Raw genomic sequence first — 22,510 nt, forward strand, 5'->3', positions numbered from 1 at the left:
CATATGAAAAAGGTATTATTAGCTGCAGTTTTTTTGACAGGTTTTAGCTACTCTTTTGCACAAGAGTCTAAAACTAAAAGTATTGACTCGAAAGAAGATAAAAATCTGATGATGTGGTATCACAAAGATTTTGCCACTTCAAAAGTATATGGTGTAAATACAGAAAATGCATATAAATATCTGGAGTCGAAAGGTTTGAAGCCAAAAACAGTAATCGTAGGGGTTTTGGATAGTGGAGTACAGGTAGATCACCCAGGATTGGTGAAAAATATGTGGACGAATCCCAACGAGGTACCAGGAAATGGTAAGGATGATGATGGAAACGGATATATCGATGACATCCATGGATGGAACTTTATAGGTGGAAAGAATGGCGATATTGGAATTGATAACATGGAAGTAACCAGAGTTGTTGCGAAATATCAACCAATTTTCGAAGGAGATGATTCTACTAAAAACAAAGCAAACCAAGCCCAAATGCCGGAAGAATTTGCTATGTATATGAAAGCAAAAGGGCTTTTCACAAAGAAAAGCATCGAAGCAAAGCAAAACTTCCAAACCTATTCAATGATCAATGATCTTATCCCGAACATGGTAAAGTTGTTGGCAGGAAAATCGGTGACAGCAGAAAATATTTCAGCAATTAAGAAACCTACAGAACAGAAAGATGCAATCGCTTTGGAAATTCTGGGACAGGTATCTCAAGGACCTGAGTTTAAAGGGAAATCATCTGCGGAATTTGAAAAACTGATGAAAGAGCAAATGAAAGAGGCAATCGATCATTATGCCCCTTCAGCAAAACAATATGACCTTTCATATGATCCAAGAAAAGAAATTGTAGGAGATAATTATGATGACTATTCCGAAAAGAACTACGGAAATAATCATTATGAAGGCCCTGATGCTGAGCACGGAACACACGTAGCAGGAATCATTGCCGGACTTCCACAAGGAAAAGAAATACAACATGGTATAGCCTCTAAGGTAGCTAAAATCATGACGGTAAGAGCCGTGCCAGATGGTGATGAAAGAGATAAAGACGTTGCCAATGCCATAAAATATGCTGTAGATAATGGTGCTAAAGTTCTGAATATGAGTTTTGGCAAACCCGTTTCCCCAGGTAAAAATGTAGTGTGGGATGCTTTCAAATATGCAGAAGATAAAGGAGTGCTTTTAGTAAAAGCTGCCGGAAATGAGAACGAAGATGTAGCAGAACATTTGGCATATCCTACAAATTTTAAAAACGTTACTGATGAAAAACCATTTGTTAATAACGTAATTGTTGTTGGTGCAAGTACCAATGATAACAATGCCTTAAGAGCAAGCTTCTCCAACTATAATAAAAAAATGGTGGATGTTTTTGCTCCGGGAGAAAGAATTTATTCTACCGTTAAAGGAAGCAAATACGAATATCTGGATGGAACATCCATGGCATCTCCGGTGGTAGCAGGGGCTGCTGCAGTGTTATTGGCTTATATGCCAAATCTGACACCTGTTCAGGTTATTGAAGCATTGAAAAAATCAAGCAATCTAAGTACATCCAATGGTTTCAGTGACTTTTCTGGAGCAGGAGGAGTTATAGATGTAAAAAAAGCAGCAGAATATGCATATAACAATTTTTATAGCGGGACTAAAGCTCCTGTTGTAAAAAAAGCAAAAAAAGCAAAAAAAGCTGTTAGAAAATAATTATTAAAATATGTTTATTGTATCCATTTTCATAATCGGATAATCTGTAGGTTTCGGATGGGAAGCCAATGCAGGAGTATAAAAATTACCAGATGGGAACATGTTAAAATATTCATTTTTAAACACCTAATAAAGGAGTCCGAATTTTTTCGGACTTTTTTATTTTTAAATTGAAATTTTGGCACGGTTTTTTGTAACTTTATTGTAACAAAATAATAAACAACAAAATGAAAAAGTTACTACTTGCAGGGATGTTAGGAACATCACTTTTTGCAGTGTCTTGTTCCTCTGTGAATAACGCAGCTACAGCTCAAAATCAAAAGGCAGAATTTCTTAAATTAAAAGGAGATTGGCAGATTGTGAGCGTAGATTACGAAAAAGGATATAAAATTAAGCCTTTTGACGAAGGAGCAGATGCTCAGTGTTTCGTAGGAAGCCACTGGAGACTGATTCCTAATAACTGGACAGGTGCTTATACCCTGAATGGGGGTGGAAGCTGCCCGGCTATTACACAACCTATCAAATTTGAAATAAAAAACGGTGATACGTTTATGTTTAAAAAAATTATGGAGGGTACAAAAGCAAAACAAAATACTGCAGGTTATACTTTAACGGTAATCAACCAAAGTACAGATCAATTTTCTCTTCAGCAAGACGTTCCATTTGAAAATGGAAGTGTAAAAGTTGTTTACAACTTCGAAAGAGCTGGAATGAAATAATTTATAACATAAAAGATCAAAAAAATGAAATTTACTAAAACATACGTAGGAGCTCTTTTCTTGTCATCAGCATTATTATTGACAAGTTGTGAAGCCGTTCAAAATTCAAATCACCAACAAAGAGGTACCGCTGTAGGTGCTGCATCAGGAGCTGTATTAGGAGGTATCCTTGGAAACAATGTAGGTAGAGGTGGGAATGGTGCTATTGGTGCTGTACTAGGAGGTATTATCGGTGGTGTTGCAGGTAACGTTATCGGTAACAAAATGGATAAGCAGGCTAGAGATATTAAAGAAACATTACCAGGTGCTCAGGTAGAAAGAGTAGGAGATGGTATTAAAGTTACAATGAATGAAAGTATTGTAAACTTTGCCTTTGACTCTTCAAACCTTACTTCTGTAGCTCAGGCTAACCTAGAAAAATTAGCTCAGGTATTGGTTAACAACCCTGATACCAATATCAACATCTATGGTCACACAGACAGCGTTGGTAAAGATGCTTACAACGTAGCCCTTTCTCAAAGAAGAGCAGATGCTGTAAAAGCTTATTTAGTAGGAAAAGGAATTGCCGGAAGCAGAATGTTCACAAAAGGTGAAGGTAAAAATATGCCAGTTGCAAGCAATGATACAGATGAAGGAAGAGCTAAAAACAGAAGAGTTGAATTCGCTATTACTGCAAATGAAAAAATGATTAATGATGCCAAGCAAGGGCAGTAATTAATTTAACATATAAATATTTTCGTAAAAGACCGCTTCGGCGGTTTTTTTCGTATTTTTAGGCTGGTAATTTTGAATTTATTATTTTTGTAATTGAAATAACATAAATGAAGAAATATTTTAAACTGCTCCGTGTGGAGCAATGGGTGAAAAACCTTTTTGTATTTGTCCCTCTATTCTTTTCTGGTAACATTACCAATGTAGAACTCCTTGCCAAAAGCATCTTTGCTTTTATCATCTTTTCGTTAGCCGCAAGTGTCGTTTATATTCTGAATGATTATAATGACATTGAAGCAGACAGAAAGCATCCTGAAAAGAGAAGACGTCCGTTAGCAAGTGGTGCAATCTCTAAATCCAAGGCGATAGGAATTCTCATCGGGCTTGTCATTGCAGACATTGCTCTTGTGTTCATTGCTCAGCTTTATTTCCATCAGTTCTTATGGAAATTCGGTACCATCATTGCTTTTTATGTGGTGATGAATCTTGCTTATACATTTAGATTGAAGCATGTTCCTATTATTGATATCTTTATCATTGCCATAGGATTTGTATTGCGAGTTCTTGCGGGTGGTTACATTACCGGGATTAGTATTTCACAATGGGCGATCTTGCTTACGTTTGTATTAGCATTGGTGCTTGCCATTGGAAAAAGGAGAGGAGAGCTTATCAACGCTCAGGTTTCAGGAAAAACAAGAAAAGCATTAGATGGATATAATGTTCAGTTTGCAGATATTGCGCTGTCTATTTCCATAACGCTTGCTATTGTATGTTACCTGATGTTTACCCTGTCGCCGGAAGTTCAGGCAAGATTCCATGAAAGAGTTTTCTACACAGTAGTTTTTGTAGTTTTTGCCCTTTTGAGGTATCTGCAACAGACACTTGTTTACAACAGAACAGAATCTCCCACAAAAATTGTGTACAGAGATCGTTATATACAGGTTACCCTATTACTTTGGGTTGCCGCATTTTTAATTCAAATTTACTTTAAGAAATGAAGCCGAATTTCACACAGAAAGTTACAAACTGGGGCAATTTCCCGGTAGTGGAAAAAGAAATGAGATCTGAAGACAGCTTCAAAAAAATAAAAGAGTTTGTACTCAATCATAATGAAGTTATAGCAAGAGGAAACGGAAGATGCTATGGAGATGCTTCGTTGGGAGAGACCATATTTTCTACCAAAAAACTAAATAAATTCATCAGTTTTGACCGTTTAAATGGAGTTATAGAGTGCGAATCCGGAGTATTGCTTTCGGACGTACTTGAAATATCAGTTCCACAGGGGTATTTTCTTTATGTAACCCCGGGAACAAAATTTATTTCGGTAGGAGGTGCCATTGCTTCTGATGTTCATGGGAAAAACCATCACGCAGAAGGTTGTTTTTCAGAATATGTTATTGAATTTAAATTAATGACTGAAAAAGGGGAAATCATTACCTGTTCAAGAGAAGAGAATTCTGAGAAGTTTTGGGCTACCATTGGTGGTATGGGACTTACAGGAATTATTCTTACTGCAAAATTTAAGCTTAAGAACATAGAATCTGCATACATCCGTCAGGAAAGTATTAAAGCAGAAAATCTGGATGAGATCTTTAAGCTGTTTGATGAAAGTGAAAGCTGGACGTATACCGTAGCATGGATTGATTGTCTTCAAAAAGGAAAAAATATCGGAAGAAGTATTCTGATGAGAGGTGAGCATGCCTTTCAGCATGAGCTGCCTCAAACTATGGCAAAAACTCCTTTAAGATTAAAGAAAAAATTACAACCTACAATTCCGTTCTATTTTCCAGGATTTGTATTGAATGCATTGACGGTAAAAATCTTCAATTGGCTGTACTATAAAAAACAATCTAAAAAGGAGGTAAAGAACTTTATCGATTATGAAACGTTCTTCTATCCTTTGGATGCCATTAATGAATGGAATAAAATCTATGGAAAATCTGGATTTATACAATATCAGATGGTTATTCCTAAAGAAGCAGGAAAAGAGGGAATGAAAAAAATTCTTGAAACAATAGCCAATAGTGGGAATGGTTCATTTCTGGCGGTGTTAAAGCTTTTTGGAAAACATAATCCGGAAGCTTACAACTCATTTCCGGTTGAGGGATATACGTTGGCACTGGATTTTAAAGTGAATTCAAAACTAAAAAAGCTAGTGGATCAATTAGACAGCATCGTACAGGAGTTTGGTGGAAGAATTTATCTTACCAAGGACAGTATGAGCAGATCATCATTGACCAATTACCTGAAAAATATTCAAAGTCCTAAATTTGTGTCTTTACAGCACAAAAGAATCATAAATAATAACTCATAATGATAGTTCTGGGAAGTACATCTGAAGTGGCACAAGCATTTGTGGAAAAAGCACTTCTGGAAGGAGAAAAGTTTGAAAAAATCTATCTATTTACCTCAAATAAAGAAACTACAGAAAGATTTGCAAGACATATTGATGTAAAGTTTCTGCATCAGTCGGAAGTCATAGAACTGGATCTGATGAAGGAAATTGATTATAATAGATTTGATAATATCAATTCAAATGTATTATTTTGTGCCGTAGGATATTTAGGAGACGGAACAGAAGAGGGTTTGTATGATAATAAGAATACAGAACGTATTATTAATATCAATTACTCTAAGCTGATTCCGTTAATGAATTATTTTGCCCATAAATTTGAAAGCAGAAGGTCGGGAACAATCATTGGTCTTTCATCAGTGGCTGGGGATAGAGGTAGACAGAGTAACTTTATTTATGGAAGTGCAAAGGCTGCTTTTACGGCATATCTGAGTGGTTTGAGGAACTATCTTTTTAGTAAAAAAGTACATGTTCTGACGATAAAACCAGGATTTATGGCTACCAAAATGACAGAAGGATTACCTTTGAATCCTAAGTTAACAGCCACTCCCAAGCAAGCCGCAGCCAGCATTTATAAGGCTTTTAAAAAGCAAAAAGATGTAGCATATGTCTTGCCGATTTGGAGTATTATTATGATGATTATCAGGAATATTCCTGAATTTATATTTAAAAAGTTAAAGCTTTAAAAATGAAAAAATTGTATTGTTTTGATTTTGACGGAACCCTGACATATAAGGATACCATGTTTATGTATCTTAAATTTTATGATTCTACAAAATATAGAATACAATTTTTAAGACACGTTCCTCTTTTTATCCTGTTAAAGCTTAAATTGGCAGACACAGAAAAAGTAAAGAAAAGTTTTATCGGATCTATCCTAAAGGGACAGACCCAGGAAAAAATTGAGCTAAAGTCTAAGCAATTTTTTGAGCAACACTACCCTAAGATTGTAAGAGAAAATGCTTTAGACTTTATACAAAATATCGATAGGAATAATACACAGAGTTTATTAGTAACTGCCTCATTGGATATTTGGGTAAAACCTTTTGCAGAGAAACTGAAAATGGAGCTTGTTTCTACGCGTGCAGAGTTTAAAAACGGTGTTTTCACAGGAAACTTTATCGGTAAAAATTGTAACGGAAAGGAAAAACTAGTCAGAATAAAGGAAGAAATCAATGATTCTAGATATGATAAAATTATCGCATTTGGGGATACTTCCGGAGATAAGCCAATGTTGAAATGGGCAAATGAGGGACATTACCAATTTTTTCACTAATTTTGGGTGATAAAAGTGTAAAAAATGAAAAGCCTGTTAATTGCATTGGCGGCACTGCTTATGAGCTGTACCAGTGCAACATCATCTCAACAAAAATCGCCCGATATGCAGAAAAATGTAGAATTTATTGTTTCCCAATCACAGGGAGGTACACAGCAGGCCGGTTTTAGAATCATTAAAGAAGAAAAAGATTTTCGCAATATAATCAAAGGAAGTTTTGGCGTTATAGATGCAGGGGGAGATGACTCTTACATCAAATACCCGCAATTTCCTAAAAATAAAAAAGTTGTTTTATATAATTTGGGAAGTTTCAGATCAGGAAGCCATACCATTAATGAAATTAAAAGCATCTCTGTAAAGAATAATGTCCTGTATGTAGAAGTTCCGGAAGGAGAACCATCCGGCGGAATGGAAATTCAGGTGCTTTCTAACCCGTGGTTTCTTTTTGCTGTTCCTGCAGATTACCAGTTTACCTCCGTAGAATTAAAATATTCAAAATAATAATGGATAAAATATATTTAGATAATGCCGCAACCACTCCGCTTGCAGAAGAAGTTATAGATGCAATGGTTGGTACAATGAAGATGAACTTCGGAAACCCATCTTCAACCCACAGTTTTGGCCAGGAAGCAAAAATCCTTATTGAAAATGTAAGAAGACAGGTTGCAGACTATCTTCATGTAACTCCTGCTGAGATCATTTTCACATCTTGCGGAACTGAATCCAACAATATGATCATCAAATCCTCAGTAGAACATCTAGGGGTAGAAAGGATCATAAGCTCTCCTTTAGAACACAAATGTGTTTCTGAAAGTATTTTGGATATGAAAAGCAGAAAGGGAGTAGAAGTAAACTACATCCGTCCTAATGAGAAAGGAGATATTGACCTGAATAAATTAGAAGAGCTGTTAAAAGCTTCAGATAAAAAAACGTTGGTAAGCTTAATGCATGCCAATAATGAAATCGGAAATATCGTTGATATTAAAAAAATTGCAGCATTATGCAAAGCGAATAATGCTCTTTATCATTCTGATACAGTGAAGACAATGGCCCACATGGAATTTGATTTTTCAGATACCCTTGTAGATTTTGCTTCTTGCAGCGCTCATAAATTTCACGGTCCAAAAGGAGTAGGCTTTGCTTTTATTAGAAAGGCTACTGGTTTAAAAGGAATTATTACTGGTGGACCTCAGGAAAGAAGCCTTAGAGCCGGAACTGAAAATGTTGCGGGTATCGTAGGTTTGGGTAAGGCTTTAGAGCTTTGCATCAACAATATGGAGGCTTATGCTGCCCATATCAGAGAAATTAAAGCATACGCTATCGAAAAACTATCTGCAGAGGTTTCCAATATTAAATTCAATGGAAGAAGTGGGGAAATGGAGAATAGTGTCGACAGTGTTTTAAGTGTATTGCTTCCATATAAAAATCCTTTGATTGGTCTTCAGTTGGATATGAAAGGGATTGCAATTTCTCAGGGAAGTGCATGCTCCTCTGGTGCATCTAAACCGTCAATGGTTATGATGATGGTTCTTTCTGAAGATGAGATGGACCACTGCACACCATTGCGTATTTCTTTTAGCCATTTGACCACCAAGTCTGATATAGATGCATTGGCGAATGCTCTAAAGGAAATTTCAAGTGATTACACTATAGAAAAAACTAATGTTGAGCATAGATAGTCTTATGATGTAAAAATCGTAATTTTGAAGACTCAATAAAGGGAAAAACAAGAAAATAATATTAATTAAAATAAAAGAAACAAAATGGCTTTAGAAATTACAGACAGCTCATTCCAGGATACCGTTTTAAAATCAGACAAACCAGTATTAGTAGACTTCTGGGCAGTATGGTGTGGACCTTGTAGAACTTTGGGACCAATCATTGAAGAAGTTGCTTCAGATTTTGAAGGAAAAGCAGTAGTAGGAAAAGTGGATGTAGACAACAACCAGGAAATTTCAATGCAATATGGTATCAGAAATATTCCTACTGTTCTTATTTTTAAGAATGGAGAGGTTGTAGATAAGTTAGTAGGTGTAGCTCCAAAAGAGGTAATCGCTGAAAAATTAAGCGCTCACTTATAAAAAAACAATTGTGATAATGAACGCCTTCCGTTATTGGGAGGCTTTTTTTTTGAAAATAATTTGCAGGTAATAAAAAAAGGTGTAATTTTGCAACCACGAAAAAGAAACGAAGTTCTTTAACAAATCAGATCCGGTAGTTCAGCTGGTTAGAATGCCGCCCTGTCACGGCGGAGGTCGCGGGTTCGAGTCCCGTCCGGATCGCAAAAGTTTTATCAATTTACTTTAAAAAAATTGATCCGGTAGTTCAGCTGGTTAGAATGCCGCCCTGTCACGGCGGAGGTCGCGGGTTCGAGTCCCGTCCGGATCGCAAAAGTTTTGTCAATTTACTTTAAAAAAATTGATCCGGTAGTTCAGCTGGTTAGAATGCCGCCCTGTCACGGCGGAGGTCGCGGGTTCGAGTCCCGTCCGGATCGCAAAAGTTTTATCAATTTACTTTAAAAAAATTGATCCGGTAGTTCAGCTGGTTAGAATGCCGCCCTGTCACGGCGGAGGTCGCGGGTTCGAGTCCCGTCCGGATCGCAACTATTAAATCATAATAGTACAAAACGCTTTAAAACTTATGTTTTAAAGCGTTTTTCGTTTTATATCTGTTCAAAAAGAGATAAAAAAGCACAATCTAAAAGTGACCTATTCGGTGTCCTAAATAAATAGGGCAAAAAAGGTCACCAAAATTAGGTGAAACCCTTTACGGGAGGGAGTTCAACGAGTGAACATCTTGTGCTATGGTTTTACTAAGGTTAGTTTTCAATCTTAAAACCATATAAAATGAACAAGACATTTAATTTACTTTTTTATGTAAAAAAAACTAAGACTAATAAGGCAGGTGAAGTTACAATTTATTTACGTATTACCATTGATGGTAAGAGAACTGAGATTAGCACAAAGCGTACAATAAAATCTTCAAAGTGGAATTCTGATTCTCAGAAAGTCGCTGGTTCCTCTGAAGAAAGCAAAACACTTAATTTTTTTCTGAAGACATTCGAACAGAAAATTTACAATACCTATCACAGTTTGATGAAAGATGATGAGGGGGTAACATGTGAAACTCTTAAAAATCGGTTATTGGGAAAAGACGAATTCAAAAGAACCCTAATTCCTATTTTTAATGACCATAATGACCGAATGGAGAAACTTGTAGGAAAAGAGTTTGCTCTTGGTACATTGGGAAGATATAGAACTTGTCTCAGCCATATCAAGGAATTTCTAAATTGGAAATTGGAAGTATCTGATATAGATGTAACAAAAATTAATTATACTTTTCTGAACGATTTTGAATTCTTTTTAAGAACTGAAAAATCTTGTAATAACAATTCGGCGGTAAAATATATAAAGAACTTTGGTAAGATTATTCGTAGTTGCCTTGCTAATGGTTGGATGGAAAAAGATCCATTCCTTAATTATCACTCAAATTTTGATGAAGTAAAAAGAGTTTTTTTAAATGAACAAGAATTAGAGAAGTTGTTCAATAAAGATTTTAAAAATGAACGTTTATCTCAAGTTAGATATATCTTTCTTTTTAGTTGTTACACAGGTTTAGCATACATAGATACACAAAAGCTAACAAAAAATCACATCAATATTGGTTTAGATGGTAATAAATGGATTTATACAGTTCGACAGAAAACTAAAACAACTTCTAATATCCCAGTACTTCCTCAAGCAGAGGATATTATTAGGCGGTATATAAACCATCCTATCTGTATTAACACTGGAAAGTTGCTACCTGTACTAAGTAATCAGAAAATGAATGCTTATCTTAAAGAGATTGCAGATTTGTGTGGTATCAATAAAGAACTTACTTATCATATTGCACGTCATACTTTTGCTACAACGGTAACCTTATCCAATGGGGTTCCTATAGAGAGTGTAAGTAAAATGTTAGGGCATAAAAATATCAAGACGACCCAGCACTATGCAAAAATTCTTGATAAAAAAGTGAGTGAAGATATGGTTGCATTGAAAAGCGTTCTGGAAGAAAAGGAACTGCAAAGAAAACTGGCGTAGTAATAAATCATATTTCATATAGCAATTTCTATAGTAATAAAAAAAGCATCAGTTATCATTAGCTGATGCTTTTTTAGGTTACGTAACTATATATTTTGTACGTATTGAATTAGATAGTTGAGATGGATTATGTTTTAAAGTGAGAGAATTTACAATTTTATAAAAGTAGGTTACCACATATTTTGGATATAGATAAAAATTCTTCAGTCCTTGAGGAAAAATTATTAACTTGGTGATACAAAAACTAATACGCCATAATAATTATGAATAAGCATGCCATTTTAATTGGTGTTAATGAAGTGCCACATTTGGATTATCTCTCAACACCTTCTTCCTATGCGATAGCGATGAATGACTGGGCTATTAGCCAAGGATTTAAAACATTTCTTTTTGTTGACGAACCTGACGATCGAATTGTTGCAGGTAATTGTTCTCGCACAGATATACTTAGGAGCATTCGTGGAATCATCGAGGAGACAGATCAACTTCTTATTTATTTTGCAGGGCATGGTGTTGAAAGCACCGCTACTAATGATATATGGTTATTGCCTGGATATAAGGACGATCCGAGTGATTGTATAAGTATTTCTTTGAACAAGGCTCTAGCTTACTCTTCTGGTGTACCCCACGTAATTTTTATTTCGGACGCTTGCCGTTCTCCTTCTAATACAGACTATCTTAGGGCTGCTACAGGCTCGGCCATTTTACCCAAACTTGAGCGATTAAATCCCACAACAGAAGTTGATGTTCTCTTTTCAACTTGGCCAGGAAAAATTTCTGTAGATGTTAGAGATGAAAAAGGAATTTATAGAAGCACATATAGTGATTGTCTGCTTGAATGTCTTCATGGTCAAATAAAGGAGGTCATATTAGAGGTTAGAAAAGTAAAGCCTGGATTTCCGGCGGTTATGACAGATGAGCTAAATAGTTATCTTAAAAAGACTGTGCCATTGGAAATGGAAAAAAAGGTAGAACTGCACAGTTTCCGATGGGAGAAGTAAATTCAAGGGATCCGCGCTTCTTAGCGCGTTTTGATGAATCTTGTCTAGTTTCGGAAGGAGATATAGAAACTCCGGTTAGGAGTGTAGAAGATACACATCTTAAAGAAGAGAAAACTGTGTCAGAAAAATTAAATGCATTCCTCAATTTAAATAAATCGGAAGAAATAGATTCTATAGATATAAATTTTGACAAATCTCTTGAAAAAACCGAAAGATGGATTAATCATTTATATTTTTCTCAAGATATGCTCTATGATAAATCTAGTTCTTCAATGGTCACTATATCGGGGCTTAAGAATGCTGTAGTTTTTAATAATTCGGACTTAGACTATACTTTTTATCGAGATTTTCCATCAACTCAGCAACAATCAATAGCATTAAATAATGGAAAGGATCGAAATGCAAAGTTGATATTGATAGGTGAGAATGAAGAGCGGTGCTATGCTATAAATGTTCTTTATGGATTCCATACTTCAATCATTTTTGATAGAGGCGAACTCATCTCTGTTGATTATTATCCTATGAATAGGGAGTTTAGCCCTTATAGAAGAGAGTTGTTTAAAGAAATTACAGAACGAAAAGCAGTTATTATTTCAGCTGCGAAAAATGGAATTTTTTTGGGAATGAAGAATTAGCAAAATATCTCCGAAGATTACATCTTCAGCAGGTTCTAATTGGCAAGTTTGTTTTATAAAAACCTTTTTGTCGATGATATGATTCGTCAGAACAAAATTAAATAAGATTTAGCTATAAATAAATTCATATTAAGTTTCTTGTAGTTGTAGCTTTTTTACAATATAATTTTAAATATTTGAAGCAATCGAAGTTATCATAGTTTGACTTTATTTTACTTAGGTTGCCTTACAATCAAGTTTACTTCTCTATGAACAATAAAATTGATTTTAAAAACTATATATTTTAATGTACCAGATTTATTTTACACTAAAAAAAATAATTTTATTTCTCTATAGACAATAAAATTGATTTTAAAATAAGTAGTATTTTTTATCACCTGAAAAAATTCCTCAAAAACCGAAATTTTGTGAGCCTGAAGATTTTGTTTTAAAGGGAAAACATAATGCTGAATTGGCTGACCAAATAGAAAATATCTTCGTTATCATACCAATTGAAACAGCAAAAAGAGCAATCGATAAGGATAAAAAAATAGCAGGAGAATATTGGGACTAAAAAAGCTAGTGAAAATTATTTAAATTTACATTAAACCTCATTTGTGAAATTTCTTTGTATTTTCTTTCTGTTTCTAATTACTCTGTTTTTTTCTCAGGGAAATCCTGTTTATTTCAGTAAGAAAAAAATAACTCAGGAAGATGGTCTTTCTCAAGGTTCCAATTATTTCCGTTTCGAAGACCGGAAAGGTTTTATGTGGATTACCTGCAATGATGCACTTAATAGGTATGATGGCTCTTCTGTAAAGGTTTATAATTTGAATCGTTTCTTCAAAAATTGTCCGGCTTTACAGCAGGGTTATGGTTTTGCAGAAGACGAGAAAAACTTGTACATAGGCAGTACTCGTGGCTTGTATGTTTATGATTATGAAACAGATATATTCAGTTTTATAGATGTTTACAAAAATATTTCTACCTCTAAAACAGCTATGCCCATTGGCTTTTCAGAAGGAAAAATCTGGATTTTTAACGAAACTTATCAATTGGTAAGTTTCGATGTAAGATCAAAAAAAATAAAATTGGAAGTACAGGTTCCAATTGAACCGATAAAATCTATTCACGTTTATGATAATGAGGGGAATTTATTTTATTTCCGTATGCCCTTTATCGATAAACATAATAATATCTGCTTTATCGGGAAAAATGAAGTTGCGGTCTATAACCTTATCACCAAGAAATCATCAAAAGTTATACAGCCTAAAGATACAGACGAAATGCTATGCAGTGCTTATGATAAAAAGAATGACCAGCTTTTCATCGGAACTCAAAATAAGGGAATTTTAGTTTTAGAAAAACAATACCAACATTTTTTTTATATTTTAAATAATAAAAAATCCATTGGAAGTATTGCTATAAATGAGGACAATATTTTTTTTAATTCGGATCTTATTTTCAATGTGTTTGATAGAAAAATAAAACGAAATACTTCACTTGAAAGTAATCCATTAGGATATGTGTTTGGGTTTGATAAAGTTGGCAGGCTATGGAGCTGCGATGATGGGGTAGGGCAAATTATTATGAATTTCAAAGGAAATATGTTGCAAAACTATAATGATATTCAGAATGGGCATCCTGCATTCAAATCCGGTGTCGGCAATTTTACTGAACTTTCCGATGGAAAAGTTTTGATACAATCCGAAATCCTTTTTGATTACAAAACATTTATGTCCAAAACTTTGGAAAATTCAAGTTCCAGAAGCTATCAAAATCCATATTCAAAAGACATTTGGATGATTTCCAACCATCCGGCAACCACTTTTGAGTTTGAAAGATTATCTCAAAATTTCACAAAAAAAATTCAAATTAATATTGAAAAATCTAAATTTGGTGTATTTCAAAATATGACATTTTTTAAAAACAGTTTTCCACTCCTGGCATTTTCCACCGGATTGTTCTGGCTGAATACAGAAGATAAAAAACTTGAAAAAATAACTTCACTTCCGAAAAAAAATTCTTTTTTCATTTCTAAAATTAGCGGTGACAGAATTGCTGTTAGCTATCTTAACGGCGATATGGTTCTGGCAAAACTTCATTCGGATAATTCGTTGGAAAATCTCGGCAAAATTCTACCAGGAATGCAAAGTTTCTATCTTCAGGAATATGAAAAGAAACAACAATTTTGGGCTGGAACCAATGAAGGTGTTTTTCTTCTGGATAAAAATTTTAAAATCTTAAAAAAATTCGATAGCAATAACGGACTCGCCGGAACGTATATTTACGGAATTCTGATGGATGATTTCGGGAAAATCTGGTGCAGCCATCAAAGAGGGTTAAGCAGTATAGATACCGAAAATTATTCCATCATAAATTTTGATAAAAATGACGGAATCCAGCATTGGGATTTCAACAACCGAGCGTTTTTGAAAACCTCGGATGGTACTTTGTTTTTCGGTGGAGTAAATGGTTTTAATTTTTTTAAACCTCCGCTTCAGTTCAAAAGTTTCTATAAGCCTGAAATTTATTTTGATGAAATCCGGATTAATAATGCCATTTTCAGCTATCAAAAAGGATTAAATTCATTAAAAATTTTAGATTTGAAAAATGATGAAAATAATGTAACTATAAAAGCTTTTATCAAAGATTTGGAGTTTGGAGAAATTCGGGAATTAATGTACCGGATAAAAAGTACGGACCATTCTTGGAAAAAAATTCCAAAAAAAACACCTCTTATTTTAACAGGACTTGCTCCTGGAAAATATGAAGTCGAATTTGCTTACACAGACAAATTCAGCAAAAAAATAATATCTCAGAAATCTTTGCAGCTCAATATTCAAAAAGCTTTTTATCAATCGTATTGGTTCTGGGGGATTTTGGGCGGTTTGTTTTTCGGGGGAATTATTTATGCAGTAGGAAGATGGAAATTATTTAAGCAGAAGAATGAGTTCAGTGAAAAAATGGCTTTAGAAAAACAGCGAGAAAAGATAACGGCAGACTTGCACGATGATATCGGCTCCACCCTGAGTAGCTTGCAGATAAACTCTGTAATTGCCAATCAATTAATTGATAAACAAAAACTTCCCGAAGCCAAAAATGTTTTAATAAAAATAGAAAACCAATCTCAGAAACTATCAGAAAATATCGGAGATTTTGTCTGGAGCATGAAACCAAATGAAACAGCACTCATGACTTTAAGCACAAGAATACGGAATTTTGCCAATGAAATTTTAGGAAATACCAATATCAATTATCACATAAAAATTGATGAGAATATAGATCAAGAAATTACTGATTTTGCAATGAGGAAAAATATCATTCTCATTGTAAAAGAAGCGTTGAATAATGCTGCAAAATACAGTAATGCTAAAGATTTACAGCTTAATTTTGTGCAAAATAATTCCAATTTTCTATTGAAAATTTCAGATGACGGAATAGGTTTTGAGCTGCCTGTAAAAATAGGTAACGGATTACAAAACATGAAAAAAAGAGCAGAAGAGATGAATGGTATTTTTGAAATTACTTCTACAAAAGGAACACACATAAAAATCAGTATTCCTAAAATTAGGGATCAATATCCTTAAAAACTTCTGCTACCTTTGTATCTACAAAATAATTAACGCTCCTTCTGATGATCAGAATTTTTGCATACGATGATAACGCAGAGCGGCTGCACAGTCTTCAGGCTCTGATAGAAATGACTGACAACATGCAATATGTTGGAGGTTCGTATTGTTGTGAAATGGTAGAAACAGAGATGGAAACATATGCTCCCGATGTTGTTTTGATGGATATTAATATGCCTGTGGTAGACGGTTTGGAAGGCTTGAGAATTATTAAATCCAAATTTCCTGGCATTAAAGTTTTGGTTCAGACTGCTTTTGATGATAGTGAAAAAATTTTTAGTTCCATTTCCGGTGGTGCAAGCGGTTATATCCTGAAAAGCGATTCCCCGAGAAGAATTCTTCAGGCTATTGAAGAGGTATACGAAGGAGGTGCTTCAATGAATCCAGCAATTGCCAAAAGGGTTTTGGAATATTTTATGCCCAAAAATGAAGAGAAAATCCTGACTCAGAAAGAAAGAGAAGTACTGAAGTTTTTGTCTGAGGGAATGAGTTATAAAATGGTTGCTAATCAACTTGGGGTAAGTTATTCCACGGTGAACACGCACATCAAACATATTTACGAGAAACTGCACATTTCTTCTCTTGGAGAAGCGATTGCATGGTTTTATAAAAACATTCGTGAATAATCATTTTTTAATTTTAACTAATTCTTTTCAGTCCCTATAATTAGGGATTTTTTTGTGTTTGGTTTTAAAGGAATTTTGAATCAGAAAATCTTTAAAATACTTACCATGAAAAAAAAATATTTTATTACACTTTGTTTTTTAAGTTCATCACTATATTTTTCTCAACTTCCTTTGGACTTAGATCAGGATGGAATTCTAAATTCGACAGACAATTGCATCCTCAAATACAATCCTTCTCAATCGGATGAAGACAGTGATGGAATTGGAGACAGTTGTGATTGCAGTCCATCATTTGCCAATCCAAACGGACAACAAACTCCGGATGTTCTTATTTGGAACGTACCTTCCAATCCTATATCAACAGGAACGTTGGTCACTTTTAAAGCGGAAATTTATAACGGTACGCCTACCTATCAATGGAAAAAAAACGGAAATAATGTAGGAAGTAATTCTTCCATTTATACCGATAATACTCTTGTAAATGGTGATCAAATTATTTGCAAGCTTATAAATTTCGATCCCTGCAATTCCGGAAATATAGAATCTGTTAGCAATACAATATCCATTTCCACTAGTTCTTTGGCAATTTCAGAAATCGCTTTCAAAGAAAATTTAATTTTCCCGGTTCCTGCAAAAGACATCATCCATTTCAAAAATTTTAAAAACAATACGAAAGCCGAAGTTTATGATATGAATGGAAAACTGATTACAGTTTTAAAAATCATTAATGAATCCGCAAATATAGCCATGCTAAAATCCGGATTGTACATTTTAAAAATGGATGGGTTAAAAACAAAACTGATTATCCAATAAAACATAAAACTATGAAAAACTTCAAATGCAAAATCTTCATCAATCTGATGCTGATTTTATCAATGAGCACTTTCGCACAAAAATCCGACGCTGGCGGGCATGTAAAGTTATTAAAGAAATATCCCGCACGAATTTTTCTCGGAGGAGGAATTTCTATACCGAACCCAACTGCAAAAGATGCTGTATCTTTTGAAAACCTCACGAACATTAACATTAGTGCATATATCCCTGTAAAATCTTTTGACAAACGGAGTTGGGGAATTGAAGGAGGCTTTAATTACGGCTGGAACAATAGCGATATTTGTCCTGCAATTGAGCCTTTTCAGATTTTGGGGCAAAATTCGCCGCCGGTTCTCACAGAAAAAGGGTCAGGAGTTCCAAGACAAGCAAATTTTAGAATAGGAATCGGTCCCGGTGCGGAATTTTCGCTGGGAGATAAATTTTCAATATTGCCTTCAATCCAAGCAGCTTACATCAGTTTTTCCGAAAGCAAATGTTCAATTACACAAAATTCTTCGATAAACGGAATTTCTTACGATTGGAATCTTTGTGACAGAATTACAGAAAAATCTTCCGGAATCGGATTTTTACCCAAATTAAAATTTATCTACCAATTTGGGCGAATTGGGCTTTGGATAGAGGGAAATTACTTATTGGGACAAAAAATGAAAACCACTACCACAACTCTTGTTCCTGAAGGAAATGCACAAAACGGTTTTTATAATGTGGGGCAAATGAATTTCGCAACTTACCAAACAACGGTGAAAAATGCGACATACTCTGCTTTTGGTATCAATGGAGGAATCGTCATCGGATTGGGAAAAGGAATTACCGAAAAAGGCATTAAAAAAAATGAGAAAACAAAAAACACTGCCATTCATCAGGAAATAACTTCCGAAGATGAAAAATTTCCGCCCAATATTCAGAAATTAATTGATGAGCAGGACAGAAAAGCCAACAACACATTTCAATATGTTAATGAAAGCAGTAAAAAATCGGCACAATCCAAATGTAATTTCGAGGTGGTAAAAGTCGATATACAATGCAACGGAAAAGACCAGAACGGAAACAAAAAATATTCGGTTTCCATTCAGTACAAAAATTTGTCAACTTCGGGGAGTTCAAAATTGGGACATTACGCCATTGCTTGTACACCAAATACATCGAACGGAAATTACCTGAATGTTCTTCCGGCAAATTCCGCCACGATTTCAAATCTTTCTCCGGCAAATTCAGCTTCCACAATCATTGCACCAGGAGCTACACAAACCATTATTTTTGATTTTGTTCCGCAACCAGGTTTCAGCTCTTTGAATATTCAGGGAAATACCATTAATGCAATAACAGGATGCGGAAATTGTGATGACAATATTTCTCTTAATTTACCGAATTGCTGCGATGGCTGCGAAAAAAATCCGGTGGTAGTAAAACCAGTTTCTATCGTTTCCGTAAATCCAAATACGGGAGTTTTGCAAGTCACAAATTCGGTTTCCACGCCAAATAATATTGTACGGATTGATTCCGATTTGGTTGCCGTGAAATACTTTCCGACCAATTCAGATTGTGTGAAATGCAACAATTTGCTACAAAATCAGAATAATTTTATTGATGCCAATAAAATTCAGGGAACAGGCTGGAAAAACAGCGGAAACGGAAAATATGTCGGTGAAAATACCAATCCTAATATTTCGCGATCCTTAACTTTTGCTTCCGCAAATAGTAATGGAATTCCGCTTGCAAATCCTGCAAATATTGTTCATAAAATAGGAGTTTCGCCGGTTTCCTGTTGTGATGATACAGTAGAAATCTGGATTCGTTATACGGTTTGGGACAAAGACTGCAATGTTTGCGACAAACTTGTAAAATCTGTAATCTCAAGAAAAGGAAGTTGCTCAGGAACTTCAACCGGAGGAACTTCCGGACCTTTCAATCCTCATTCTTCCGAAGCGGAAATCCAAATTAAAAACCTTAAAAACTAAAAATCATGAGAAAAATATTAGCCATACTATTTATTTGTTTTTTTGCAAATCTCACTTTTGCCCAGGATCTCAAAAAGATTGCAGAAAAAAATGCAATTAGTGAAAAAATTCCTCAAAAAGATGTTGAAAAATTTGTTCAAAATCAGATTTCGGCTTTATCAAAAATTCAATCTATTTCAAAAATATCGCAGACGCTTCCTCCTTACACAAATGAGATATGTGATGACGGAGGTTTTGAAACTAAAAATTTTTCACAATGGGGATGGACAGCTGCAATGAATTTTAGAAATAGCAGCAGTAATGCGAATTTTAGTAATTATCAGCCGCTTTCAGGTTTTATAACATCAGTAAACAGCGGTTCTACAAATTTTTTATGGGAAATTGTAAGTACCGGAAATGATCCACTATATAGTGGTCTATCAAAAGTTCACACTGGAGTAAAGGCTTTAAAATTAGGTAGTTCAGGGGTTAATTTCAGTGCAGAATCAATAATGAAAACTGTAACAATAGATGCTTCTAATGCAAATCTTAGCTTCTGGTATGCATTGGTTTTAGAAGATCCTGGTCATGGAACGGGCAATCCTTTCTTTGGCGTAAGAATCCACACACTATCTTCAGTTAATTTTGTTCCTCTACTGCCCACGATAGGATCAATGAATACTTCACCCCTTGTTTCTGATGCCAGTAGTTTTTGGATTAATTCAGGAACAAACAGAATACGTCCTTGGACTTGTGCAAAAGTTGATTTGTCAAAGTATATCGGTCAACAAGTCACTATTGAGTTTTTGGTTTCGGATTGTGCAGCAGGAGCACATTTTGGGTATGCTTATATTGATGATATATGCATGGGTTGCAAAGGATCTGATTTAGGAGATGCAAGTATTTCTGGCATGTCAAAAGATTGTGGATCAAATGCTGTGGTAAATGGTAACTATACATTGCCCAATTCTCCTACAAATACAGGAACTTTAAATTCTCTTCAAGCTCAGTTATACCAAAATGGAATTGCTGTAGGAACTCCGATTATGATTCCCTCATCATCTATTAACACTACATTAAAAACGTTTAGCTTTTCAATGTTATTGTTTGGAACAGTAGCTTCAGGAAATTATGACATTGTGATTACGGGGAATTTTACTTTTTCAGGTTCTTCCTTTTCTACAAGCTCTCCTTCCTACGGATTTGTTGCCGGAATTAATAATGATTGGCAAACTGATTGTCCGTTTAATTCCGCATTATGCTGCAAAAACACATTGAGCTTATCATCAGCAGCAACGATTCCGCCAAGTTATCCTTATAACGAAGGAACTTATGCCGTTGAAAAATATAATTTTACGGCTCTTTCTAATGCTCCAATTACTGAATTGAAAGTAGAGGTAATCAGTTTCGAATGGTTGGATGGCCCCGAAGACTGCAAGCAATGTCAAATAAAAAGCACTAATCTGGGTTCTATTTTTGGCGGAATTAATATTGGCGGTTTAATGATTCCCGCATCGATACAACCCTATGGTAACGGAATTTCTACTACATCCAATAATAATGAAGTGGTATTTTCTTTTTCAAATGGAAGAAACATCAATTCCGGAGATTTTTTAAGACTCGTTTATCTTCTTCCTCCGGAAAAAAACTTGACATGTTGTGAAACAAAAGCGAAGGTGTGTCGAAAAATTACTTGGAAAGATATTAATTGCGGTTATTGTGAAGTGTATGACTGTTCTACTGTAGATCTGAAAAGTAAAAGTGAGTTGCCAATAGGATTTACATTACCCAATATTACGACACTATATTTGAATTCAAGAGATATTTTTGCAAATGGAAGAGCGGCTGGTTTCTGATAAAGTTGAACAGAAAAAAGATTCCTAAAACTCTTTCTATTTAGGATAGATATTACACACTCTCTTGACATGAATACCGATTTTCTAATTAGCAAACAGAATTAGAAAATCATCAATTTCATTGCGTATAACAATTTTCTTAATCTACAAAGTCTAAAGTTTATTAAAAACTAAACCGCAACAAAAGTTGCGGTTTAGTTCTTGTTTAAGTACTAAGTATTGCTGAAAAGCTATCTATTTCTCAAAATTAGGCTCGTTTTTGATAAATTTAAAATGCTCATCACTCATTAATATGATCCAGTTTGGGATTTTTAAATCTCCCACAAATCCTCCGTAATTATGATTGGCATATTCATCCATAATAACGGTTCTTCCTTGTTGCATTTTCAAAGTACGTGTCGTCGATTGATATTTCTCGATTAGAGGTCTTTTTGAATCTGCTATATGATTCTCAATACAGCTTTGGGAAAGAAATATTTTAGATATCACTATATTTTTTACCGGATATTTTAATCAAGGAATATATTATAAATGTAAAATATTTTGTTTTTCAATAATTTATGTTTGTGGAATAATCAGGCTTCTGCCATCGCTTCTTCTAAAACTTTCGAGTTTACTCTTTCTTCTCAGTCTTCGCCTTTTCAGCCGCTATTTTTGTCATCAACATATCAGGTAAAGTTCCTTTTTCAAATTGAATATATTCAATACGATAAAAATACCAACTTCATTTTTTGTTTACAGATCGATTAATTGCTTTGATACTATTAGTATCAATAAGGCAATGGCACGTGCCAAAATAGTTTTAATACATAATTTTATAATATAATACAATGCAACAAGGAACAGTAAAATTCTTTAATGACGCCAAAGGTTTTGGTTTTATTACACCATCAAATGGAGGTCAGGATATTTTCGTACATACATCAGGTTTAATTAATGATATACGCGAAAATGACACTGTAACATTCGATTTAGAGAACGGTAAAAAAGGCATTAACGCAGTTAATGTACGAGTAGCATAAATTCAGTAGAAAGCTTAAGCTTTCTTGATGTTAAAATCAGCAGATAACATAAGTGTTATCTGCTTTTTTTTTGGTGTACCAATAGGAAAATATGAGGATTACAGTTAACTCTGGAAAGAAGGAATGTACCAACTAAGACAATATGCAAAGCCTCTTGT

At 34.6% G+C, this 22,510-nt stretch carries 20 protein-coding genes and 4 tRNA genes; 23 read left to right on the plus strand and 1 reads right to left on the minus strand.

The annotated features are described in order from the left end of the window. Positions 1 to 3 precede the first annotated feature (3 nt). The 22 genes from EG359_RS20200 (at position 4) to EG359_RS20305 (ending at position 21,330) form a co-directional block, all read left to right on the plus strand. A complete protein-coding gene (locus EG359_RS20200; protein ID WP_076357486.1) occupies positions 4 to 1,686 on the plus strand; it encodes a S8 family serine peptidase in 1,683 nt (560 codons plus the stop codon). 227 nt (positions 1,687 to 1,913) lie between these two features. Then, positions 1,914 to 2,405, plus strand: a complete 492-nt coding sequence (locus tag EG359_RS20205; protein WP_076357488.1) for a lipocalin family protein — start codon at positions 1,914 to 1,916, stop codon at positions 2,403 to 2,405. 24 nt (positions 2,406 to 2,429) lie between these two features. After that, positions 2,430 to 3,119 carry an OmpA family protein gene (locus EG359_RS20210; protein WP_076357490.1) on the plus strand — a complete coding sequence of 230 codons (690 nt, stop codon included), beginning with the start codon at positions 2,430 to 2,432 and terminating at the stop codon, positions 3,117 to 3,119. 107 nt (positions 3,120 to 3,226) lie between these two features. After that, positions 3,227 to 4,114, plus strand: coding sequence for a decaprenyl-phosphate phosphoribosyltransferase (locus EG359_RS20215; RefSeq protein WP_076357493.1), 888 nt, complete (start codon positions 3,227 to 3,229; stop codon positions 4,112 to 4,114). Continuing rightward, positions 4,111 to 5,430: an FAD-binding oxidoreductase gene (locus EG359_RS20220; RefSeq protein ID WP_076357495.1), complete on the plus strand. Its 1,320-nt coding sequence runs from the start codon at positions 4,111 to 4,113 to the stop codon at positions 5,428 to 5,430. Before EG359_RS20215 ends, EG359_RS20220 begins: the two co-directional genes overlap by 4 nt. After that, complete coding sequence (locus tag EG359_RS20225; protein WP_076357497.1) at positions 5,430 to 6,155, plus strand: SDR family NAD(P)-dependent oxidoreductase; 726 nt, start codon at positions 5,430 to 5,432, stop codon at positions 6,153 to 6,155. Before EG359_RS20220 ends, EG359_RS20225 begins: the two co-directional genes overlap by 1 nt. Positions 6,156 to 6,157: 2 nt before the next feature. After that, positions 6,158 to 6,745: an HAD-IB family hydrolase gene (locus EG359_RS20230; protein ID WP_076357499.1), complete on the plus strand. Its 588-nt coding sequence runs from the start codon at positions 6,158 to 6,160 to the stop codon at positions 6,743 to 6,745. A 24-nt stretch (positions 6,746 to 6,769) separates the two neighbouring features. Next, positions 6,770 to 7,246, plus strand: a complete 477-nt coding sequence (locus EG359_RS20235; RefSeq protein ID WP_076357501.1) for a hypothetical protein — start codon at positions 6,770 to 6,772, stop codon at positions 7,244 to 7,246. A 2-nt stretch (positions 7,247 to 7,248) separates the two neighbouring features. Beyond that, complete coding sequence (locus tag EG359_RS20240) at positions 7,249 to 8,424, plus strand: cysteine desulfurase family protein (RefSeq protein ID WP_076357503.1); 1,176 nt, start codon at positions 7,249 to 7,251, stop codon at positions 8,422 to 8,424. Between the two features lie 84 nt (positions 8,425 to 8,508). Next, positions 8,509 to 8,826, plus strand: coding sequence for a thioredoxin (gene trxA / locus EG359_RS20245; protein ID WP_027374941.1), 318 nt, complete (start codon positions 8,509 to 8,511; stop codon positions 8,824 to 8,826). A gap of 127 nt (positions 8,827 to 8,953) precedes the next feature. Then, positions 8,954 to 9,027 (plus strand) — tRNA-Asp (locus EG359_RS20250). A gap of 32 nt (positions 9,028 to 9,059) precedes the next feature. Continuing rightward, positions 9,060 to 9,133, plus strand: a tRNA-Asp gene (locus EG359_RS20255). 32 nt (positions 9,134 to 9,165) lie between these two features. Then, positions 9,166 to 9,239: transfer RNA gene (locus EG359_RS20260), tRNA-Asp, on the plus strand. Positions 9,240 to 9,271: 32 nt separating this feature from the next. Next, a tRNA-Asp gene (locus tag EG359_RS20265) sits at positions 9,272 to 9,345 on the plus strand. Between the two features lie 246 nt (positions 9,346 to 9,591). Then, positions 9,592 to 10,830 carry a site-specific integrase gene (locus EG359_RS20270; protein ID WP_076357733.1) on the plus strand — a complete coding sequence of 413 codons (1,239 nt, stop codon included), beginning with the start codon at positions 9,592 to 9,594 and terminating at the stop codon, positions 10,828 to 10,830. Positions 10,831 to 11,093: 263 nt separating this feature from the next. Further along, entirely contained in the window at positions 11,094 to 11,831 is a 738-nt protein-coding gene (locus tag EG359_RS20275) for a caspase family protein (RefSeq protein ID WP_076357735.1), read from the plus strand. Then, positions 11,819 to 12,466 (plus strand): hypothetical protein, encoded by a 648-nt coding sequence (locus EG359_RS20280; RefSeq protein ID WP_076357737.1) that lies wholly within the window; start codon positions 11,819 to 11,821, stop codon positions 12,464 to 12,466. Before EG359_RS20275 ends, EG359_RS20280 begins: the two co-directional genes overlap by 13 nt. 596 nt (positions 12,467 to 13,062) lie before the next feature. After that, complete coding sequence (locus EG359_RS20285; RefSeq protein ID WP_076357739.1) at positions 13,063 to 16,035, plus strand: sensor histidine kinase; 2,973 nt, start codon at positions 13,063 to 13,065, stop codon at positions 16,033 to 16,035. Positions 16,036 to 16,082: 47 nt separating this feature from the next. After that, positions 16,083 to 16,703: a response regulator gene (locus tag EG359_RS20290; protein ID WP_076357741.1), complete on the plus strand. Its 621-nt coding sequence runs from the start codon at positions 16,083 to 16,085 to the stop codon at positions 16,701 to 16,703. A gap of 105 nt (positions 16,704 to 16,808) precedes the next feature. Beyond that, the gene (locus tag EG359_RS22975; protein ID WP_123867460.1) at positions 16,809 to 17,516 is read left to right on the plus strand and encodes a T9SS type A sorting domain-containing protein; all 708 of its coding nucleotides are present in this window, start codon (positions 16,809 to 16,811) and stop codon (positions 17,514 to 17,516) included. Positions 17,517 to 17,527: 11 nt separating this feature from the next. Beyond that, complete coding sequence (locus tag EG359_RS20300) at positions 17,528 to 19,495, plus strand: hypothetical protein (protein ID WP_076357745.1); 1,968 nt, start codon at positions 17,528 to 17,530, stop codon at positions 19,493 to 19,495. A gap of 5 nt (positions 19,496 to 19,500) precedes the next feature. Continuing rightward, positions 19,501 to 21,330: a hypothetical protein gene (locus EG359_RS20305; protein WP_076357747.1), complete on the plus strand. Its 1,830-nt coding sequence runs from the start codon at positions 19,501 to 19,503 to the stop codon at positions 21,328 to 21,330. A gap of 234 nt (positions 21,331 to 21,564) precedes the next feature. Here the strand turns inward: EG359_RS20305 and EG359_RS22590 are convergent, their stop codons facing one another. Beyond that, the gene (locus EG359_RS22590) at positions 21,565 to 21,714 is read right to left on the minus strand and encodes a hypothetical protein (protein ID WP_164463089.1); all 150 of its coding nucleotides are present in this window, start codon (positions 21,712 to 21,714) and stop codon (positions 21,565 to 21,567) included. 446 nt (positions 21,715 to 22,160) lie between these two features. Here EG359_RS22590 and EG359_RS20310 point away from each other — a divergent pair, with 446 nt between their 5' ends. Continuing rightward, positions 22,161 to 22,352 (plus strand): cold-shock protein, encoded by a 192-nt coding sequence (locus tag EG359_RS20310; RefSeq protein WP_123867230.1) that lies wholly within the window; start codon positions 22,161 to 22,163, stop codon positions 22,350 to 22,352. The last annotated feature ends 158 nt before the right edge of the window (positions 22,353 to 22,510 follow it).

Source organism: Chryseobacterium joostei, from assembly GCF_003815775.1.
Lineage (GTDB): Bacteria > Bacteroidota > Bacteroidia > Flavobacteriales > Weeksellaceae > Chryseobacterium > Chryseobacterium joostei.

Excerpts from the sequence above, each read along its gene's own strand:
- EG359_RS20200 (WP_076357486.1), top strand. The coding sequence starts at position 4 with ATGAAAAAGGTATTATTAGCTGCAGTTTTTTTGACAGGTTTTAGCTAC.
- EG359_RS20205 (WP_076357488.1), top strand. The coding sequence starts at position 1,914 with ATGAAAAAGTTACTACTTGCAGGGATGTTAGGAACATCACTTTTTGCA.
- EG359_RS20210 (WP_076357490.1), top strand. The coding sequence starts at position 2,430 with ATGAAATTTACTAAAACATACGTAGGAGCTCTTTTCTTGTCATCAGCA.
- EG359_RS20215 (WP_076357493.1), top strand. The coding sequence starts at position 3,227 with ATGAAGAAATATTTTAAACTGCTCCGTGTGGAGCAATGGGTGAAAAAC.
- EG359_RS20220 (WP_076357495.1), top strand. The coding sequence starts at position 4,111 with ATGAAGCCGAATTTCACACAGAAAGTTACAAACTGGGGCAATTTCCCG.
- EG359_RS20225 (WP_076357497.1), top strand. The coding sequence starts at position 5,430 with ATGATAGTTCTGGGAAGTACATCTGAAGTGGCACAAGCATTTGTGGAA.
- EG359_RS20230 (WP_076357499.1), top strand. The coding sequence starts at position 6,158 with ATGAAAAAATTGTATTGTTTTGATTTTGACGGAACCCTGACATATAAG.
- EG359_RS20235 (WP_076357501.1), top strand. The coding sequence starts at position 6,770 with ATGAAAAGCCTGTTAATTGCATTGGCGGCACTGCTTATGAGCTGTACC.
- EG359_RS20240 (WP_076357503.1), top strand. The coding sequence starts at position 7,249 with ATGGATAAAATATATTTAGATAATGCCGCAACCACTCCGCTTGCAGAA.
- trxA (WP_027374941.1), top strand. The coding sequence starts at position 8,509 with ATGGCTTTAGAAATTACAGACAGCTCATTCCAGGATACCGTTTTAAAA.
- EG359_RS20270 (WP_076357733.1), top strand. The coding sequence starts at position 9,592 with ATGAACAAGACATTTAATTTACTTTTTTATGTAAAAAAAACTAAGACT.
- EG359_RS20275 (WP_076357735.1), top strand. The coding sequence starts at position 11,094 with ATGAATAAGCATGCCATTTTAATTGGTGTTAATGAAGTGCCACATTTG.
- EG359_RS20280 (WP_076357737.1), top strand. The coding sequence starts at position 11,819 with ATGGGAGAAGTAAATTCAAGGGATCCGCGCTTCTTAGCGCGTTTTGAT.
- EG359_RS20290 (WP_076357741.1), top strand. The coding sequence starts at position 16,083 with ATGATCAGAATTTTTGCATACGATGATAACGCAGAGCGGCTGCACAGT.
- EG359_RS22975 (WP_123867460.1), top strand. The coding sequence starts at position 16,809 with ATGAAAAAAAAATATTTTATTACACTTTGTTTTTTAAGTTCATCACTA.
- EG359_RS20300 (WP_076357745.1), top strand. The coding sequence starts at position 17,528 with ATGAAAAACTTCAAATGCAAAATCTTCATCAATCTGATGCTGATTTTA.
- EG359_RS20305 (WP_076357747.1), top strand. The coding sequence starts at position 19,501 with ATGAGAAAAATATTAGCCATACTATTTATTTGTTTTTTTGCAAATCTC.
- EG359_RS22590 (WP_164463089.1), bottom strand. The coding sequence starts at position 21,714 with ATGCAACAAGGAAGAACCGTTATTATGGATGAATATGCCAATCATAAT.
- EG359_RS20310 (WP_123867230.1), top strand. The coding sequence starts at position 22,161 with ATGCAACAAGGAACAGTAAAATTCTTTAATGACGCCAAAGGTTTTGGT.